Below are 18,505 nucleotides of genomic sequence, written 5' to 3'. Positions count from 1 at the left end.
GCTGCGGGGCTAGATGATTGATTCCAAGGGACGTTGCCTGACTCGCTTAACCGGCACCCCTTGGAATCAGTCATCTAGGCGGAGGACCGTACGACCAGCTCGACCGGGAGCACCAGCTGCTCGGTCGGCAGGTCCGGGTCCTCGATCCGGCGCAGCACCATGGCGGCCATCTCCTGCCCGAGTCGCACCAGCGGCTGCCGCACCGTGGTCAGCGGCGGATCGGTCGTCTCGGACCCAGCCGTGCCGTCGAAGCCGACCACCGCCACGTCATCCGGGATCGCCCTGCCGTGCCTGGCCAGGGTCCGCATGGCCCCCATCGCCATCAGGTCGCTCGCCGCGAACACCGCGTCGATGTCGGGATGGCGCGCCAGCAGGGCCTCCATCGCGTCGCGTCCGCTCTGCTCGCTGAAGTCGCCCTCCTCGGCCAGGGTCGGATCGGCGACCATGCCTTCCTCGGTCAACGCGTCGACATAGCCGTCGTGGCGGTCACGACCTGAGGCCATCCCCCGAGGGCCGGTGATCGTCGCGATCGAGCGCCTGCCGGTCTTGATCAGGTAGGAGACTGCCTGTTGGGCGCCGCCGCGGTTGTCGACGTCGACGTACGACGCGGTGTCCCACAGCTGCGATCGACCACCGAGGACCATCGGGATGCCGCGCGACTCGAGGTCCACCGGGAACGCACCGTCATCGTGCAGCGACAGCAGCAGCACTCCATCGACGTGCTGGCGACTGAGGTAGGCGCCGAGGCGGTTGACCTGCTCGTCACCCTGCACCAACGAGAGGACGAGCTGACGTGACGCCTCGTTGAGCGCGTTGGAGATGCCGCGCACGACTCCGGCGAAGAAGGGTTCACCGAAGATGCGCTCCTCCGACTCCGCGATCACCAGCGCCACGGTCCCCGTGCGACGGGTCACCAGGGTGCGTGCCGCCTGGTTGGGTACGTAGCCCAGCTCCTCGACGGCCTTGAGCACGGCGGCCTTGGTCCGCTCCGACACCTGCGGAGACCCGTTGATGACGCGCGAGGCGGTTCCGCGGCCCACGCCGGCGTGCGCTGCCACCTCGTCCAGCGTCGGCTGGCCTCCTCTGGTGCTCATGACCCAAGTATCGCGGCTCGATGGGCGCGGATGAGGTCGGAATACCAACGGGCACTGTCCTTGGGCGTACGCACCTGCGTGTCGTAGTCGACGTGCACGATCCCGAACCGCTTGGCATAGCCCTCGGCCCATTCGTAGTTGTCGAGCAGAGACCATGCGAAGTAACCCCGGATGTCCATGCCACGCCGGCGCATCGTCGCGATCGACGCCAGGTGCGCGTCCAGGAACGCGATGCGGTCGGCGTCGTGCACGACGCCGTCGACGACCTCGTCGTCGAACGCGGCGCCGTTCTCGGTCAGGTAGATCGGGATCGGCAGGTAGTCCCGCTGCAGTCTCGCCAGCACGTCGACGAGTCCCTGCGGGTCGATGTCCCATCCGCTCGCCGTACGCTCGAGGCCGTTCTCGACCTGGAACCGTACGTCGGACGAGCCGGGCCACAGTCCCGCACCCACGACGTGCCGCGTGTAGTAGTTGACGCCGAGGAAGTCCAGTGGCCGCGCGATCCGCTCGGTGTCACCGTCGTGGATGAACGCGCCGTCCGTCACAGGGGCGATGTCGGCGAGCACGTCCTTGGGATAGCTCCCCTTGAGAACCGGATCGAGGAACCAGCGGTTCATCAGGCCGTCGACCCGGCGTACGGCGTCGTCGTGTCGTCCTGAGCCGTCGACCGGGCTCACCGGGTAGAGGTTGAGCGTGACACCGACCTGGGCATCCGGGACAGCCGTGCGCAGGCGGTCGACGGCCAGCCCGTGGCCCAGCATGAGGTGGTGTGACGCCGCGAGGGCGGCAGCCGGCTCGGTGCGGCCGGGAGCGTGGATCCCGCTGGCGTAGCCGAGATGGGCGGCGCACCACGGCTCGTTGAGCGTGATCCAGTGCTTGACCCGGTCGCCCAGCGCCTCGGCGATGATCGACGTGTAGTCGGCGAAGTGCTCGGCGGTCTCACGTACGGGCCAGCCGCCGGCCTGCTCGAGCGCCTCCGGGAGGTCCCAGTGATACAGCGTCGCCCACGGGGTGATGCCCTTCTCGAGGAGCCGGTCGACCAGCCGGTCGTAGAACGCGATCCCGGCCGCGTTGCCGGTTCCCCGGCCGTCCGGCTGGATCCGTGGCCACGCGATCGAGAACCGGTAGGCACCGAGGCCGAGCTCCGCCATCAGGTCGACGTCGTCCGACCAGCGGTGATAGTGGTCGACTGCGACGGCTCCCGTCTCACCGCCGATCACCCGCTCAGGCAGCGAGGCGAAGGTGTCCCAGATCGACGGCGTACGGCCGTCCTCGTCCACGGCGCCCTCGATCTGGTAGGCCGACGTCGCCACACCCCACGAGAAGTCGTCGGGAAACGCCGAGATGTCGACTGTCATGCCTTGAGTCCACCTTCCATGATTCCGCCGATGATCTGGCGGCCGAACACGATGAAGACCACGACCAGCGGCAGGGTCCCGATGAGGGTGCCCGCCATGATGAGCGACTGGTCGGAGTAGTAGCCGCTCGACAGCCGCGACAGCGCGACCTGCACCGTCGGGTGCTCTGCGTCCAGCGTGAGATAGGGCCACAGGAAGTCGTTCCAACGCTCCATGAACGTCAGCAGGCCGAGCACCGCAGCCGCTGGCCGCAGCGCCGGGAAGACGATGCTGAAGAAGATCCGGAACGTGGACGCCCCATCGACGCGGGCCGCCTCGATCATCTCGTCAGGGATGGCCTGCTCCGCGTACTGGCGCATCATGAACACGCCGAAGCCCGCGACGAGGAACGGCAGCGTGACCGACTCGAGCTTGCCGGCGAAGCCGAGCTTCGACATCAGCATGTAGAGCGGGATCAGGCCGAGCTGCACCGGCACCATCATCGTCCCGATCACGAACAGCAACATCACGTTGCGGCCGCGGAACTTCAGCTTGGCAAGTGCGAATCCCGCCAGCGACGAGGTCACGACGACACAGATCGTCGCGACGGTCGCCACCATCAAGCTGTTGAGGAGCGCCTGCCCAAACGTGACGTCGGCGTTCGCGAAGACCCGGTCGATGTTCGACCCGAGCTCACCACCCAGGGTGAGTGGCGGCGGCAGTCCGAGGATCTCGCTGTTCTTGCGCGACGCCATGATCGCCATGAACAACAGCGGGCCGGCCGACAGCAGGACGGCGAAGGTCAGTCCGAGATAGAGCGCCCAGCTCCTTGAACGCGTATGAGCCATCGTCGCCATGTCAGTCCACCGACTTGATCCGGCGCAGGAGCGCGACGTTGATGATCGCGAACACCGCGATGAACATGAACAACACCCACGCGATCGTCGAGGCGTAGCCGAAGCGCTGGCCCGTGAAGGCTTGCTGCACGAGATACATCGCAACGGTCTGGAACTGGCCGGTCGTGCCGCCGGCGATCGCGTTGACGCCCGAGCCGAACAGCAGCGGCTCGGTGAACAGCTGGATGCCACCGATCGTGGCGACGATCGAGACGAAGATGATGGTTGGACGGAGCATCGGCACCGTGATGGTCCAGAACTGGCGCCAGGCGGATGCCCCGTCGATGCGGGCAGCCTCGTACAGCTCCTTGGGCACCGCTTGAAGCGACGCAAGCAGGATCAGCGCGTTGTAGCCGGTCCAGCGCCAGTCCACCATGACCGAGATTGCGAGCCAGGACGACCACTTGTGCGCCTGCCAGTCGATGGGATGGTCGAGGCCGACGTGGCCGAGCGCCCAGTTCACGATGCCGTAGTCGCGGGCGAAGATCAGCCCGAAGATGATGCCGACCGCGGCGATCGAGGTGACGTTGGGGAGCAGGACACCCATCCGCCAGAACGTCCGCGCGCGCATACGGCCGTTGAGGACCTGCGCCAGCACGGTCGCGATCACGAGCTGCGGGATCGTGGCGAGGATGAAGATGCCGATCGTGTTGATGAACGCGTTCCAGAAGTCGTGGTCACCAAACAGCTCGCGATAGTTGCCAAGACCGACCCAGCCCTGGTCGCCGGCAAGCAGGCTCCAGTCGTGCATCGAGACCCAGGCGGTGTAGCCAAGCGGGAACAGCCCGAAGATCGCGAACACGATGAAGAACGGTGACATGAACGCGTAGGGGGCGAGCTTGGTATCTGCCCTGCTGAGTCGATCGCGGATTCTCAACGAATTCTCTCCTGGTCAGTCCGGTGCCTGCGCTCGCTGGAGATCGGGCGCAGGCACCGGCGGTGCGGTGGGGCTGCTGCTCCACCGTTCGCCTGGCACCCCATGGCCTGTGTGAGCAGGCGTCCGGGGTGCCAGTCGATCTACTTGGCGGCCTTCTCGGCAGCCGCCACGGCTGCCTTCCAGCCATCGCTCTCGGACCTCTGACCACCCTCGACACTGCGCAGGACGTTCTCGAACGCATCGCGTACGGGGACGTTCTTGGCGCCGAGGTAGACCGGCTTCAGGTTCGCCGCACCGGCCACGAACAGCTGGCCGACAGGCGCGTCGTTGAAGTACGGGTTGGTGGCGTCCTTCAGGTCGCTCGTGTCATACAGAGCCGGCAGCGAAGGCAGTCGACCCTCGGCCTTGAAGGCCCCGAGCTGTCCGTCCTTGCTGGACAGGTACTTCACCAGCTCGACGGCCTCCTTGGCGTGCTTGCTGTTCTTGGGGACTGCGAGCCACGAGCCGCCCCAGTTGCCTCCGCCGCCGGGGACCGTGGCGATGTCCCACTTGCCGGTGAAGTCGTCGCCAGCCTGGCCCTTGATGTAGCCCGTCATCCAGGCAGGGCACGCCACGGTCGCAAACGATCCGTTCTTGAATCCGGCGTTCCACTCATCCGAGAAGGCGGCCAGCTTGGCGGTGAGACCAGCATCGATCATCTTGTTGGCCTCGTCCCAGGCATTCTTCACTGCGGGGTTGGAGTCCACGATGAGCTTGTCGTCCCGATCGAAGTACGTGACGTCGCCGCCCTGCATCAGGATCGAGTTGTACGTGTTGGTCGCTGCGTCGATGAAGTGAACCTTCTTGTCACCGATGCCCGCCTGGAACTTCTCGCCTGTCTTGACGAAGTCGTCCCACGTCGGCCAGAGCTTGCCAACCTCTTCGCGGTCGGTCGGCAGGCCGGCCTTCTCGAACAGGTCGCGGCGGTAGCACATGGCGAGGCCGCCGACGTCCGTGCCGAGACCGATCGTGGTCTTGCCGTCTGCGGTTGTTGCCTTGTCCCAGACCCACGGGAGCCAGCTGTCCTTGAGGTCGAGGGCGCCTTCGTCCTGGAAGTTGACGAACTTGTCAGCGCTCTGGAGGAAGTTGACGGTCTGACCCTCCTCGATCGCCACGACATCACCTGCGGCGGCGTTTGCTGCGATCTGCTGGCTCAGCTTGGTGTTGTACTTGCCGAGATCACCTTCAGCCGTCTCGACGATCTTGACGCCTGGGTGGTCCTTCTCGAACTGCTTGTAGACGTCCTTGTAGCCGAACTGCCCGAACAGATTGACTCGCAACGTCACGTTCTTGTCAGATCCGCCGCCGTCAGATCCACAACCTGCGGCGAGTAGTCCCGCGGCAAGGGCTGCGACTGCGAGGGCGGCGATGCGCTGTGTGCGATTCACGTCGTACCTTTCCTCCAAGCCCCCACCATGGGAGCGTTCCCACGAGTGTGCCCTGCGTCACACCGAGCGTCAATAGATTTTTGGGAGCGTTCCCATATTTCTCACCCGACGTTGCACGAGGTGCGTGACAACGTCATCCCGCGGCTCCCGCCACGTCGATCAACGCACGAACTCCTGCGTCGACCTCGCCGTACGACGTGCTCAGGGGCGACAGACCCAGGCGGATGAAATCGGGCTCGCGATAGTCCGGGATGACTCCCCTGCCGATCAGCTCGAGCGTGATCTCGCGTGCCCGCGGGTGACGGACGATCACGTGACCGCCCCGGTGGTCGGCGTCGCGCGGCGTCACGACCTCGAGCCCGGCCTCGTCGAGCCGTTCGATGAGATACGTCGTCAGAGCCACCGACTTGGCCCGGATCGCGTCGATGCCTACCTCGGCGATCAGCCGCACTCCCTCCTGCACCGCGATGATCCCGCCGACCGGTGGCGTACCGCTGAGCATGCGGGCGATCGTCGGTGAGGCTTCGTACGTCTCGGCCATCGCAAACATGTCGGCGGCGCTCCACCACCCCGCGATCGGCTGGGTGACGGCGTCGAGGTGACGCTCGGCGACGTACAGGAACGCCGGAGCGCCCGGCCCGGCGTTGAGGTACTTGTAGGTGCACCCGACCGCGAAGTCCACCCCGTTGTCATCGAGCGCGATCGGCACGGCGCCCGCCGAGTGGCAGAGGTCCCAGATGATGACGGCGCCCGCGTCGTGCGTCTGCGACGTCAGCAGCGGCAGGTCGAGCAGCGTCGCCGACCGGTAGTCGACGTGGCCCAGCAGCACCGCCGCCGTCTCGTCACTCAACGCTCCGGCCAGGAGCTCCGGAGTGACGTTGTCGACCAGGTCGGGCTGGATCCAGCGCACCGTGAGACCACGAGCCGTCGCCACTGACTCGACGAGATAGCGGTCGGTCGGGAAGCTCGTCGCGTCGATCACGAGCTCAGTGCGGCCAGGACGTACGGACGCGGCGGCGTGCAAGAGCTTGTAGATGTTGACCGACGTCGAGTCGGCGATCACGGTCTGGCCGGGCGCCGCACCGAGGAGGGCCGCCGCAAGCTCGTCACCGACCGTCACCGGCAGCTCGACCCAACCCTCCGACCAACCACGGATCAGCCGGCCGCCCCACTCCCGTGTGACGAACGTGCTGAGCCGATCGGCCGTGGCCTTCGGGAGGCGTCCGAGCGAGTTGCCGTCGAGGTAGGCCACCACGTCGTCGTCGATCAGGAAGCGATCGCGGAAGTCCGCGAGCGGATCGGCTGCGTCGAGGACGTCAGGGGGTGTCGTCACCGAGTGATGCTCTCACGGATCGGTGGCGGTGGATCCTCAACCCAAACGCGCCCCATTCGGTTGATCGTCCACCGATCACCGGCAACGTCGCCCAAACGGTTGAGAATCCACCGCTCATCGGACGCGGAAGGGCCCCGCCGCTGCTGCGACGGGGCCCTTCGTGCGGTATGACTCAGGCGTCGGCTGTTGCCGGCTCCTCGGCAGCGGCGGTGTCGCCACCTTCGATGACCGGAACGAGCGACAGCTTGCCGCGGTCGCCGAGCTCGGCGATCTCGACCTGGATCTTCTGGCCCACCGACACGACGTCCTCGACGTTGTTGACGCGCTGGCCGCCGTTGAGCTCACGGAGCTTGCTGATGTGCAGCAGTCCGTCGCGGCCCGGCGACAGCGACACGAAGGCGCCGAAGTCGACAACCTTGACGACCGTGCCGAGGTAGCGCTCGCCGACCTCGGGCATCGTCGGATTGGCGATCGCGTTGATCGCGTCACGGGCAGCCTCGGCAGCCTCACCGTTCTCGGCACCGACGTAGACCGTGCCATCGTCCTCGAGGGAGATGTTGGCGCCGGTCTCGTCCTGGATCTGGTTGATGATCTTGCCCTTGGGGCCGATGACCTCACCGATCTTGTCGACGGGGATCTTGATCGTGATGATCCGCGGAGCGTAGGGGCTCATCTCGTCGGGCTCGTCGATGGCCTCGGCCATGACGTCGAGGATCGCGAGGCGGGCACCGTAGGCCTGGGTCAGTGCGCCCGCCAGCACGTCGGCAGGAATGCCGTCGAGCTTGGTGTCGAGCTGCAGGGCCGTGACGAACTCACGGGTGCCGGCGACCTTGAAGTCCATGTCGCCGTACGCATCCTCGGCACCGAGGATGTCGGTCAGCGTGACGAACGTCTGCTTGCCGTCGACCTCACCCGAGATGAGTCCCATGGCGATGCCGGCGACCGGCGCGCGCAGCGGGACACCCGCGTTGAGCAGGCCGAGCGTCGAGGCGCAGACCGAACCCATCGAGGTGGAGCCGTTGGAGCTGAGCGCCTCGGACACCTGGCGGATCGCGTAGGGGAACTCCTCGCGCGTCGGCAGCACGGGCAGCAGCGCACGGCCCGCAAGGGCACCGTGGCCGATCTCGCGACGCTTCGGCGAACCCACACGACCGGTCTCACCGGTCGAGTAGGGCGGGAAGTTGTAGTTGTGCATGTAGCGCACCGAGGTGACGGGCGACAGCGTGTCGAGCTTCTGCTCCAGGCCCAGCATGTTGAGCGTCGTGATGCCCATGATCTGGGTCTCGCCGCGCTGGAACAGCGCGGAGCCGTGCACGCGCGGAACGATGCCGACCTCGGCGCTCAGGGCACGGATGTCAGCGAGGCCGCGGCCGTCGATGCGGATGTTCTCGCGAAGGACACGATCACGGACGACGGACTTGGTGACGGCGCGAACTGCGGCGCCGATCTCCTTCTCACGTCCTTCGAACTGCGAACCCAGCTTGTCGAGGACGTCAGCCTTGATCTCGGACTCACGCTCTTCGCGGTCGGCCTTGTGCAGGATCGTCATCGCCTGGGCGAGGTCGGCGCTGGCGGCAGCCTTGACCGCCTCGTAGACGTCGTCCTCGTAGTCGAGGAAGACCGGGAAGTCCTGGACGGGCTTGGCGGCGGACTTCGCGAGCTCGATCTGCGCTTCGCAGAGTTGCTTGATGAAGACCTTGGCAGCCTCGAGGCCACCAGCGACGATCTCCTCGGTGGGAGCCTGGACACCGCTCTGGACGAGTCCCCAGGTCTGCTCGGTCGACTCGGCCTCGACCATCATGATCGCGACGTCGTCATCCGCGATGCGGCCGGCGACGACCATGTCGAACACGGCGTTCTCGAGCTGGCTGTGAGTCGGGAAGCCGACCCACTGGCCGTCGATCAGGGCGACGCGGGTGGCGCCGACCGGGCCGCTGAAGGGCAGGCCCGAGATCTGCGTCGACGCGGATGCCGCGTTGATCGCGAGCACGTCGTACGGGGTGTCGGGGTTGAGGGCCAGGACCGTGATCACGACCTGGACCTCGTTGCGCAGACCCTTCTTGAAGGTCGGGCGCAGCGGGCGGTCGATCAACCGGCAGGTCAGGATCGCATCCTCGGACGGACGACCCTCGCGGCGGAAGAACGAGCCCGGGATGCGACCCGCGGCATACATGCGCTCTTCGACGTCGATCGTCAGCGGGAAGAAGTCGAACTGGTCCTTGGGGTGCTTGCCGGCCGTGGTGGCCGACAGGAGCATGGTGTCGTCGTCGAGGAATGCGGAGACCGAACCGGCCGCCTGCTGGGCGAGAATGCCCGTCTCGAAACGGATGGTGCGCTTGCCGAACGTGCCGTTGTCAATAACGGTCTCGGCGGTGTGGAGTTCCGACATGGAAGTCCCTTCCGCAGGCCATGGGCCTGCAACTTGGGACGAGCCGCGCGGCGGCGGTGAAGCTCAGTCGGTCTTCGATCGAGGCCTGCGGGCACCGCATGGAGCGGATCCGAGGGCCACTACCGAGGACCGAACACGTCTTGAAACCAGATGGTGTGCCGTGGGCAGCTCGTCGTGGGTGTTTCGGTGTGTAGTTGTGAAGATGGCGGTCACTTCACGAGGAAGTGACCGCCACAGGGGTCTTAGCGGCGCAGACCGAGGCGCTCGATGAGCGAGCGGTAGCGCTCGATGTCGTTGTTCTGCAAGTAGTTGAGCAGACGACGACGCTGGCCGACGAGAAGGAGCAGACCACGACGGCTGTGGTGGTCGTGCTTGTGCTCCTGCAGGTGACCGGTCAGGTGAGCAATACGACCGGTGAGCAGTGCGATCTGGACCTCAGGGGATCCGGTGTCGCCGTCACTGAGTGCGTACTGCTTGATGATCTCGTCCTTGGGCATGTCTGCGACCGTGGGCGCAGCAGTCTTCTTCGACACTTTTCTCCTCGAGGGGTTCCGTTGCACGGCGCGCCCGGGCTTGTCCACCGGGGCACTATCAATCCGTGGCCGTTACACGGCAGCTATCAGGGTATCAGCGCTCATGGGCCAACTGCGAATCCAGTCGGGGAACGGAGGCGAGCTGCATCTGCCCCAGCCACCCGGGCACGGCTCGTACGGCGGTGCTCGGGCCGGTGAGCTCGACCTGCTCGTCCTTGATGGCCTGCTGCCACGAGACGTCTCCCCGCCAGACCTCGGTGAGTGTCCGGAGCTCGGCCGTCACGGTCACGGTGACGTCGAATCCCGGGTCGTAGTCGCAGATGTCGGCCTCACCGCCGTTGACGCACAGCCACCAGCGTGCCGCCTTCGGGGTCACGTCGGTGAGCTCGAACGCCACCACGGTCCGCCGCGCGGGCCAGGCGTCCACCGGGACCGTACGGCGCATGTCCCACATCAGCAGGTGCGGGTCGAGGTCCTCCTCGCCGAGCTGGCCGATCCAGCGCACTCCCCAGGCGCCGAGCGACTCGACCACACCACGCAGCTCCTCACCACACTCGGTCAGCGTGTAGCTCGTCCGGCCACGCTCGACGGAACGCTTCACGACGCCAGCGCGCTCCAGCGTGCGCAGGCGTTTGGACAGCAGGGTGGGAGACATCTTGGGGTTGCCGCGCCGCAGGTCGTTGAAGTGCGTGCTGCCGGCGAGCATCTCGCGCAGGACGAGCATCGTCCACCGCTCGTCGAGCAGCTCCATGGCCTTGGCGACCGGGCAGAACTGGCCGTATGACGTCATGAGCTTCTCCTCTTGATCGTGAGCTCGCACCTCAGTAGACCGCGCGAATCCCGCTCGCGCCAGTACAGATCCTGGACCGCTCGACCGGTCCAGATCTGTGACTGGATGGCGGTACGCCCGCGGGTGCAACCTCGAGGCACCACGACACCGAGGGAGCTCATCATGAGTGACATCACCGCACCAGCAGACATCTCCGTACCTGATCTGAAGGCCAAGCACCGGGCCATGTGGGCATCAGGCGACTATCCGTCGGTCGCCGCCGACGTCATCGCGGCGCTGGGACCACGACTCGTCGAGGCCACCGCGATCACGGCGGGCGATCGCGTGCTGGACATCGGGGCCGGCTCAGGCAACGCGTCGATCCCGGCAGCCAAGGCAGGTGCCGACGTCGTCGCGTCCGACCTGACACCCGAGCTGCTCGAGACCGGACGCACGGATGCCGAGTCACAGGGCGTCGTGCTCGAGTGGCGCGAGGCGGACGCCGAGGCGCTTCCGTTCGAGGACGCCTCGTTCGACGCGGCGATCTCGTGCGTCGGCATCATGTTCGCGCCGCACCACCAGGAGAGTGCCGACGAGCTCGTACGGATCCTTCGACCCGGAGGACGCATCGGCCTGCTCAACTGGACGCCGGAAGGGTTCATCGGCCAGATGTTCGGCGTGATGAAGCCGTACGCTCCCCCGCCACCGTCCGGTGCGCAGCCCGCACCGCTCTGGGGCAGCGAGGAGCACGTGACAGGACTGTTCGGCGATGCCGTGACCGAGATCGTGGCACGAAGGGAGAAGCTCACCGTCGACACGTTCGGCACCCCCGATGAGTTCCGCGACTTCTTCAAGGCGTGCTACGGCCCGACGATCTCGGTCTACGCGTTCATCGGCGACGACGCCGAACGCGTCGACGCGCTCGATCGTGAGCTCGCCGATCTGGCTGCGCGCCACGACCTCGGCGGCGGCGCGATGGAATGGGAGTATCTGCTCTACACGGCGCGCAAGGTGTAGGTCCCCGGTCGGTCGGCAGCGTGGCACGGCCCTATAACCTCTCCGCATGGTTCTCGCACGCCGCGCCGGCGTCGTTCTCCTCGCCGCCGGCCTGTTGGCAGGCTGCGGGACCACCAAGGACGACTTCCCCAAGGTCACCAAGCCGACGTACAGCTCGTACGTCGCGATGGGTGACTCCTTCACCTCGGGTCCCGGCATCACGCCCCAAGACCCGATGTCTGTCGGCTGCCAGCGTTCGACCAGGAACTACCCGTCGCTGCTCGCCAAGGCCCTCGACGTGACGGTGGTGCGCGACGTCAGCTGCAGCGGCGCCACCTCCGCCGACATCGTCACGAGCCGGCCCACGACGGACGCACCCGGACCGCAGCTCGACGCCGTCACGTCACACACCGATCTCGTCACGGTGGGCATCGGCGGCAACGACGAGGGCGTGTTCGGCAAGGTGATCTTCGCCTGCGCCACCGGTACGCGTGTCGCCCAGGCCCAGTGCTCCCCCACGGTGAAGAGCTTCCTCACGACGGCTCTTGCCCGCACCACCGCCCGGGTCGCAACCTCGCTCGAGGCGATCCGCGCCAAGGCACCCCAGGCACGCATCGTCCTGGTCGGCTACTTGCGGGTGCTGCCGGAGCCGGGTGGCTGCGTCGTCACCGGGCTCACGACGGCACGTTCGGGCCCCGCGATCCTGGCGCAGGACATGCTCGACACGGCGCTGGCTGACGCCGCCAAGCGCGCCAAGGTCGACTACGTGTCGATGGCCACCAGCAGCTCGGGCCACGAGTCCTGTTACGGCAATGCCGCGTGGGTCAACGGGTTCCGTACGTCACCGGGCGACGGTGCGTTCCTCCACCCCAACGAGGCCGGCATGGCGGCGGTCGCCGAGTCACTCGCCCGCCACCTCACCTAGACCATCCGCTAGCAGCTGCCGCCGCCGATGGGCAGCGAGCCCTGGAGCGGCAGGTCACGCGACGAGAACCCGACCTTGATCGCGGCGCAGCCCTTGGTGAGGCTCCATGTCTTGGCTGACGCATTCCAGTAGGACAACGCCCGCTGGTCCAGCGGCATCGTGACCGTGACGGACTGGCCGGGCGCAAGCCTGACCTTGGTGAAGCCCTTCAGTGCCGACGGCGGCTGCTGAACCGTCGCGGACTGGTCCGGCAGGCCCACATACAGCTGGGGCACCGCGTAGCCCGTGCGCTGGCCGGTGTTCTTGATCACGGCCGTGACTACCGCACCCGTGCCGCTGCCCCTGACGTTCAGGTTCGAGAGCGCGAACGACGTGTAGGACAGGCCGAACCCGAACGGGTAGGCCGGTGTCAGCTTCTTCTCGTCGTACCAGCGATAACCCACGAAGACACCCTCGTCGTAGCGGGTGTCGAGGCCGAGCAGACCGCCCCCGGGGTAGCGAGTGCGGCTGACGGCGGTCGGCAGCTGCGACTCGCTCTCGGGGAACGTGATGGGCAGCCGGCCACCCGGATCGACGTCGCCGAACAGCACGCGGGCGATGGCGGGCCCTCCGTGGGCGCCGGGGTACCAGGCCGACACCAGCGCGGCGACCTTGTTGCGCCACGGCGTGAGGTCGGCGCCACCGGTCTCCAGCACGACGACGGTCCTGGGCTGGGCGGCGGCCACGGCCTCGATCAACGCGTCCTGGTTGCCGCCGATGCTCGGGCACTTCAGCGACAGGCAGGCACGATCGGCACCCTCGCCGTACTTGTCCTTCGCCACGACGATCGCCACCTCGGCAGCCTTTGCCACGGCGGCAGCGCGATCGGCCTTCGTGCCGTCGTCGTACGTCACGGTCACTCCCGAACCGGCGCGGTCCTTGATGCCGTCCAGGATGGAGTTGTTCTGGAACGGGTCGACGGCGCCGGATCCGCCGCCGACGGCAAACTCGGTGGCGGGCTTGCCGATCACGGCGATCGACTTCACGGACGCGGCGAGCGGCAGGATGTTGCCCTGGTTGCGAAGCAGCGTCGCCGCCTGTTCCGCGATCGCCTGTGACGCCTTGCCGTCGGCGACCTTGTCGATCTGTGCGTCGTCGTTGACGTACGCCGCCCGGTCGAACACACCGAACTGGAACCATGTCGTGAGCATGGTGTGGACGTGACTGTCGATCGTCGCCGTCGAGACGCGGCCCAGGGCGTTGGCAAGGGTGATCAGCGCCGGCTGGTAGGCCAGTGGCGGGAACGGCTCGAAGTCGAGACCGTTGTTGAGTCCACCGGCCGTGGTGTGCATCGCGATGTAGTCGGCGATCGTGTAGCCGGTGAAGCCCCAGTCCTTGCGCAGGATGTCCTGCAGCAGGTTCGGGTTCTGGCACGCGTACGTGCCGTTGAGCCGGTTGTAGGAGCACATGATCGTGCCGACCTTGGCCTCCTTGACCGCCGCCTCGAACTGCGGGAGGTAGATCTCTCGGAGCGTACGGTCATCCACGACGGAGTTCTGCGCGTAGCGGGTGCCGATCACGCCGAGACCGATCGGCGAGTACGAGGTCAGCAGACCGCCGGTGACATCGATGTCGACGCCTTCCTGGTTGTTGGCGGCGAAATGCTTCACGTTGCCGATCACCCCGGTGGACTGTGCGCCCTTGATCCACGCGACGCCGAGCCGGCTGGTCAGCCACGGGTCCTCGCCGTAGCCCTCGAACGTCCGTCCGGCCAGCGGGGTGCGTGCAATGTTGACCGTCGGCGCGAAGATCACGTCGTTGCCCTTGGACCTGGCCTCGCTCGCGGCAACCGTGCCGTGCGAGCGGGCGAGATCGACGTTGAACGTCGCGGCGAGCGCCAGCGGTGCCGGCAGGCCGATCGACTTGCCCTGGCGCGGACCGACCGGTCCGTCGCTGTAGTAGATCGTCGGCAGGTCGAGCCGGGGTACGCCGTTCTGGGTGCCCGTGTGGGTGTCGGGGCTGCTGATCGCGCCACCCATCAGGTCGTCGCCGCCGAGCAGGTCGATCTTCTCCTTGAGCGTCAGCTCGGCGAGCAGGAGATCAGCCCGCTTGTCGGGGCTCAGCGACGTGTCGCACCACGGGTGGTCACCGCATCGGCCGACGGCCGGGGCAGGCGAAAAGGTCAGCAACGGGATCAAGAGCACGCCGGAAACAACGGCACCAAGGATGCGAGCGGGAGTCATGGTGCTCGGATACTACGGAATTAGAACGTGTTCTGCCTATAGCTCGAGGATCACGCGTGTCTTCTCGACGTCGCCGTTCATGGTCTCGATGAGCGCGTCGATGCCTTCGAACTTGACCATCCCGCGGAGATGCTCGACGAGCTCCACCCGGATCACCTGGTCGTAGAGGTTGAGGTCGGTGCGGTCGAGGACGTAGGACTCGACGCGTCGTTCGACACCGTCGAACGTGGGGTTGGTGCCGATCGAGATCGCCGCCGGAAGGCGTTGACCGGCGACGACCCAACCGGCGTAGACGCCGTCGGGCGGCACGGCGTACGACTCGTCAACCGGGACGTTGGCGGTCGGGAAGCCGAGCTCGCGACCACGCTGCTCACCACGCGTCACGACTCCGCTGACCTCGTGTGGTCGGCCCAGCACCTCGGCGGCCTCCCGCAGCTCTCCCGCGGCGACGTGCGCGCGTACGCGGGTCGACGACAGGATCTCGCCGTCGCCGACCAGCGGCAGGCCGACGGCGGTGAAACCGTGGCCCTCCCCTGCTCGGGCGAGGAAGGCGACGTCACCGGCGGCCTTGTGGCCGAACCGGAACTTCTCGCCGACGACCACGACGCCGCTGTGCAGCTGGTCGGCCAGGACGCGCTCGACGAACTCCTCAGGAGACCAGCCCGACATCTCCGTGCTGAACGCCAGCACCCGCACCTCGTCGGCGCCGTGCTCGTGCAGCAGCTCGACCCGTCGCTCGAGGGTCGTCAGCTTGCGCGGCTCGTGCTCGGGACGCACGACGGCCATCGGGTGCGGGTCGAACGTCACGGCGACGACGGGTGCGCCGTCGGCGAGCTCGCGTGTGCGGGCCAGCACGTGCTGGTGGCCGCGGTGCACACCGTCGAACGTGCCGATCGTGACAGCGGCGGGTCGGGTACGGGTCTGGGTCGTCGCACCCGCAACCTCACGCCACATCATCACGGGATGAGCCTAGGCCGTGCCTCACGAGCCTGCGTAGCCGACCGGGCGTCTCCGCGCCCAGCTGCCACGGCCGAGGGCCCAAGCCATACCGGGGTCGTCTCACGAGGGCCGAGAACGCGGGCGGCCGGGATGCGGCGGCGTCCGGGCGGCGCGGAGGCTCGCCAGGCACCGCCTACGAGCGGGTTCAGAGCAGAGGTCGGAGCGGTCGTACGATCAGCTCGCACGCACGTGACACCCACGGGCGCGACTCCCACTCGTCGAGGCTGAGCTCGCGGGCGATCGACGAGTCGTTCTCGAAGATCGTCTCCATCTCCTCGGCCAGGGCGGCGTCGAGTATCTCGAGGTTGATCTCGTAGTTGCCGGTCAGGCTCAGTCGATCGATGTTGGCCGTGCCGATCGTGGTCCAGCGACCGTCGATCGTCGCGGTCTTCGCGTGCACCATCCAGTCCTGGTAGAGGAGGATGCGTACGCCGCCCCGCAGCAGCGAGCCATAGAAGCCGCGCGACAGCACATCGGTGGCGACGTGGTTGGAGACCTCGGGCATCAGGATGCGTACGTCGACGCCGCGACCGGCTGCCTCGATGAGTCCCTGCAGGATGTCGCGATCGGGGATGAAGTAGGCGGCGGTGATGTAGATGTGGTCCTTGGCGCGATCGATCGCCTCGAGGTACATGCCCCGGATCGGGAACATCAGCTGGCGTGGCACGTTGCGGTGGGCACGGATCTGCGGGTCCCAGCTGGCTTCGCCGCGCGGTGCCAACGGCTTGGCGGTGATGTCGTCGCGCAGGTTCCAGAAGTCGACGAACGCGTTGTCGAGGTCCCACACGGAAGGGCCGACGATCTTGACGTGGGTGTCGCGCCACTCCGTCGCATACAGCGCGCCGATGTTGAACCCGCCGACGTAGCCGACACTCTGGTCGACGACCAGGATCTTGCGGTGGTCGCGACCATAGCTGCGGACGTTGAAGAACTTCAGGCCCGCCGAGTAGATCGGGTAGCGCAGCACGTGCACCGACCGCGGGAAGCGCAGGAAGCTCGGGCGTACGACGAGGTTGGCGAACGCGTCGTAGACGACGTAGACGTCGACACCGCGATCGGCCGCGCGGATCAGTGCCTCCTTGAAGCGCTCCCCCATCGCGTCGCCCTTGATGATGTAGGTCTCGAACAGGATGCGGTCCCGGGCACCGTCGATCGCGGCGAGCATGTCCTCGTAGAGGTCGGCGCCGTACGTGTAGGTCGTCGCCGTGCCCTCGGCACCGATCGGGATCGGGCGCGGCGGCGTGACGGGAAAGGGCGTCGCAGCACGGCCACGGATGATCTTGCGGACCTTGGTGACGATCATCAACGTCGCGATGGTCAGGACCTGCAGCGCCACCATCGCCAGGAAGCCGCGGCGAACGATCGTGCGCGCAACTGGCCTCAAGCTCATGGTCGGTAACCCTAGATGAAGACGGCGATGGCCTTCGCGTCGTCTCCGCGTTGTTCGTAGAGCGCCAGGAAATCCCCGGTCGGCGCGAACACCGCGACGGGGCCCGGTGCGCCGAGGTCAAGACCGGGAAGAGCGCGACCGAACCGCACGTCGGCTGCCTGGTCGTCGGTGAGCTCGTACGTCGCGAAGCTGGCGCGAGCCACGTCGTCGAGCGGCACCAGCGTGAACTGCTTCTCGAGCTCTTCGAGGGTGCTGGCCCGGTCGATGCCGAAGCCGCCGACCCGCGTACGACGCAGCGCCGTGAGGTGCCCGCCGACGCCCAGCGCTGCGCCGAGGTCACGGGCCAGGGCGCGGATGTAGGTGCCGCTGGAGCACACCACGCGGACGTCCACGTCGAAGCACTCGCCATCATGCCGGGAGCCGGTCACCTCGAAGGTCGACACCGTGACGGGGCGTGCCTTGAGCGCGACCTCCTGGCCGGAGCGGACCCGTGCATACGACCGCACACCGTCGACCTTGATCGCCGACACCGACGACGGGACCTGCTGGATGTCACCGGTCAGCGGCGGGAGCGCAGCGTGTACGGACTCCTCGTCCAGGTGACTCGCCGAGGTCGACTCGACGATCTCGCCCTCCGCGTCGTCGGTGATCGTCGACTGGCCGAGGCGGATCGTCGCGACGTACTCCTTGTCGGCCAGCGTCAGGTGGCCCAGCAGGCGGGTGGCCCGGTTGATGCCGAGCACCAGGACCCCTGTCGCCATCGGGTCGAGCGTGCCGCTGTGGCCGACCTTGCGGGTGCCGGCGAGCCGGCGCATACGGCCGACCACGTCGTGCGAGGTCCACCCAGATGGCTTGTCGACGACGACAAGGCCCGACTCCGTCACTCGGAGTCGGCCTCGTCCTCGTGCGGCTTCTTGTAAGGGTCCGCGTCACCGGCATACGTCGCACCGGTCGACTGCGCGGCAACCGCGTCGTCAGCGGCCCTGGCCTTGGCGAGCAGCTCCTCGATCTCCTTGGCCGTCTCGGGAACCGAGTCGAGGTAGAACTCGATCGACGGGGTGATGCGCGTGCCGAGCTGCTTGCCGACCTCGGACCGGATCAGGCCGGTGGCGCTCTTCAGCGCCGCCGCCGTCTCCGCCCGGGCCGACTCGTCACCCATGACGGTGTAGAACACCGAGGCCTGCTGGCCGTCGCCGGTCATCCGGACGTCGGTGATCGTCACGAAGCCGAGGCGTGGGTCCTTGACCCGACGCTCCAGCATCTGCGCGACGACCACCTTGATCCGGTCACCGACCTTGGCATTGCGTGGACCTGCCAT

At 67.1% G+C, this 18,505-nt stretch carries 16 protein-coding genes; 2 read left to right on the top strand and 14 right to left on the bottom strand.

Translation table 11 applies throughout. The features are described from left to right. Positions 1-74: 74 nt before the first annotated feature. The 9 genes from ABD683_RS14785 to ABD683_RS14745 form a co-directional block, all read right to left on the bottom strand. On the bottom strand, positions 75-1,094 hold the full coding sequence (locus ABD683_RS14785; RefSeq protein WP_344770731.1) for a LacI family DNA-binding transcriptional regulator: 1,020 nt from the start codon (positions 1,092-1,094) through the stop codon (positions 75-77). After that, on the bottom strand, positions 1,091-2,452 hold the full coding sequence (locus ABD683_RS14780) for a GH1 family beta-glucosidase (RefSeq protein ID WP_344770730.1): 1,362 nt from the start codon (positions 2,450-2,452) through the stop codon (positions 1,091-1,093). Before ABD683_RS14780 ends, ABD683_RS14785 begins: the two co-directional genes overlap by 4 nt. Next, positions 2,449-3,288 (bottom strand): carbohydrate ABC transporter permease, encoded by an 840-nt coding sequence (locus ABD683_RS14775; protein WP_344770729.1) that lies wholly within the window; start codon positions 3,286-3,288, stop codon positions 2,449-2,451. The genes ABD683_RS14780 and ABD683_RS14775 overlap by 4 nt, the downstream gene beginning before the upstream one ends. Position 3,289: 1 nt before the next feature. Continuing rightward, on the bottom strand, positions 3,290-4,204 hold the full coding sequence (locus ABD683_RS14770; protein WP_344770728.1) for a carbohydrate ABC transporter permease: 915 nt from the start codon (positions 4,202-4,204) through the stop codon (positions 3,290-3,292). A gap of 140 nt (positions 4,205-4,344) precedes the next feature. After that, entirely contained in the window at positions 4,345-5,631 is a 1,287-nt protein-coding gene (locus ABD683_RS14765; protein ID WP_344770727.1) for an extracellular solute-binding protein, read from the bottom strand. 133 nt (positions 5,632-5,764) lie between these two features. Then, positions 5,765-6,964, bottom strand: a complete 1,200-nt coding sequence (gene kynU, locus ABD683_RS14760) for a kynureninase (RefSeq protein WP_344770726.1) — start codon at positions 6,962-6,964, stop codon at positions 5,765-5,767. Positions 6,965-7,136: 172 nt separating this feature from the next. Then, entirely contained in the window at positions 7,137-9,353 is a 2,217-nt protein-coding gene (locus ABD683_RS14755) for a polyribonucleotide nucleotidyltransferase (RefSeq protein ID WP_344770725.1), read from the bottom strand. Between the two features lie 242 nt (positions 9,354-9,595). After that, a complete protein-coding gene (gene rpsO / locus ABD683_RS14750; protein WP_344771611.1) occupies positions 9,596-9,850 on the bottom strand; it encodes a 30S ribosomal protein S15 in 255 nt (84 codons plus the stop codon). Positions 9,851-9,980: 130 nt separating this feature from the next. Continuing rightward, positions 9,981-10,676: a winged helix-turn-helix transcriptional regulator gene (locus ABD683_RS14745; RefSeq protein WP_344770724.1), complete on the bottom strand. Its 696-nt coding sequence runs from the start codon at positions 10,674-10,676 to the stop codon at positions 9,981-9,983. A 162-nt stretch (positions 10,677-10,838) separates the two neighbouring features. On the opposite strand from ABD683_RS14745, the gene ABD683_RS14740 reads away from it, so the two are divergent. After that, a complete protein-coding gene (locus ABD683_RS14740) occupies positions 10,839-11,672 on the top strand; it encodes a class I SAM-dependent methyltransferase (protein ID WP_344770723.1) in 834 nt (277 codons plus the stop codon). A gap of 46 nt (positions 11,673-11,718) precedes the next feature. Next, the gene (locus ABD683_RS14735; RefSeq protein ID WP_344770722.1) at positions 11,719-12,576 is read left to right on the top strand and encodes an SGNH/GDSL hydrolase family protein; all 858 of its coding nucleotides are present in this window, start codon (positions 11,719-11,721) and stop codon (positions 12,574-12,576) included. Between the two features lie 8 nt (positions 12,577-12,584). Here the strand turns inward: ABD683_RS14735 and ABD683_RS14730 are convergent, their stop codons facing one another. The 5 genes from ABD683_RS14730 to rbfA all read right to left on the bottom strand — a co-directional run bounded on the left by ABD683_RS14730 (position 12,585) and on the right by rbfA (position 18,505). After that, positions 12,585-14,798: a beta-glucosidase family protein gene (locus tag ABD683_RS14730; protein WP_344770721.1), complete on the bottom strand. Its 2,214-nt coding sequence runs from the start codon at positions 14,796-14,798 to the stop codon at positions 12,585-12,587. Between the two features lie 36 nt (positions 14,799-14,834). Next, positions 14,835-15,755: a bifunctional riboflavin kinase/FAD synthetase gene (locus ABD683_RS14725; protein ID WP_344771610.1), complete on the bottom strand. Its 921-nt coding sequence runs from the start codon at positions 15,753-15,755 to the stop codon at positions 14,835-14,837. A gap of 187 nt (positions 15,756-15,942) precedes the next feature. Continuing rightward, entirely contained in the window at positions 15,943-17,187 is a 1,245-nt protein-coding gene (locus tag ABD683_RS14720) for a phospholipase D-like domain-containing protein (RefSeq protein WP_344770720.1), read from the bottom strand. An 11-nt stretch (positions 17,188-17,198) separates the two neighbouring features. Then, positions 17,199-18,071 (bottom strand): tRNA pseudouridine(55) synthase TruB, encoded by an 873-nt coding sequence (truB, locus tag ABD683_RS14715; RefSeq protein WP_344770719.1) that lies wholly within the window; start codon positions 18,069-18,071, stop codon positions 17,199-17,201. Beyond that, positions 18,068-18,505 carry a 30S ribosome-binding factor RbfA gene (gene rbfA / locus ABD683_RS14710; RefSeq protein WP_344770718.1) on the bottom strand — a complete coding sequence of 146 codons (438 nt, stop codon included), beginning with the start codon at positions 18,503-18,505 and terminating at the stop codon, positions 18,068-18,070. The genes truB and rbfA overlap by 4 nt, the downstream gene beginning before the upstream one ends.

The organism is Aeromicrobium panaciterrae, from assembly GCF_039537165.1.
Lineage (GTDB): Bacteria > Actinomycetota > Actinomycetes > Propionibacteriales > Nocardioidaceae > Aeromicrobium > Aeromicrobium panaciterrae.
The sequence above is the reverse complement of the archived record's forward strand: the minus strand, read 5'-3'. Positions and strand labels throughout refer to the sequence as shown.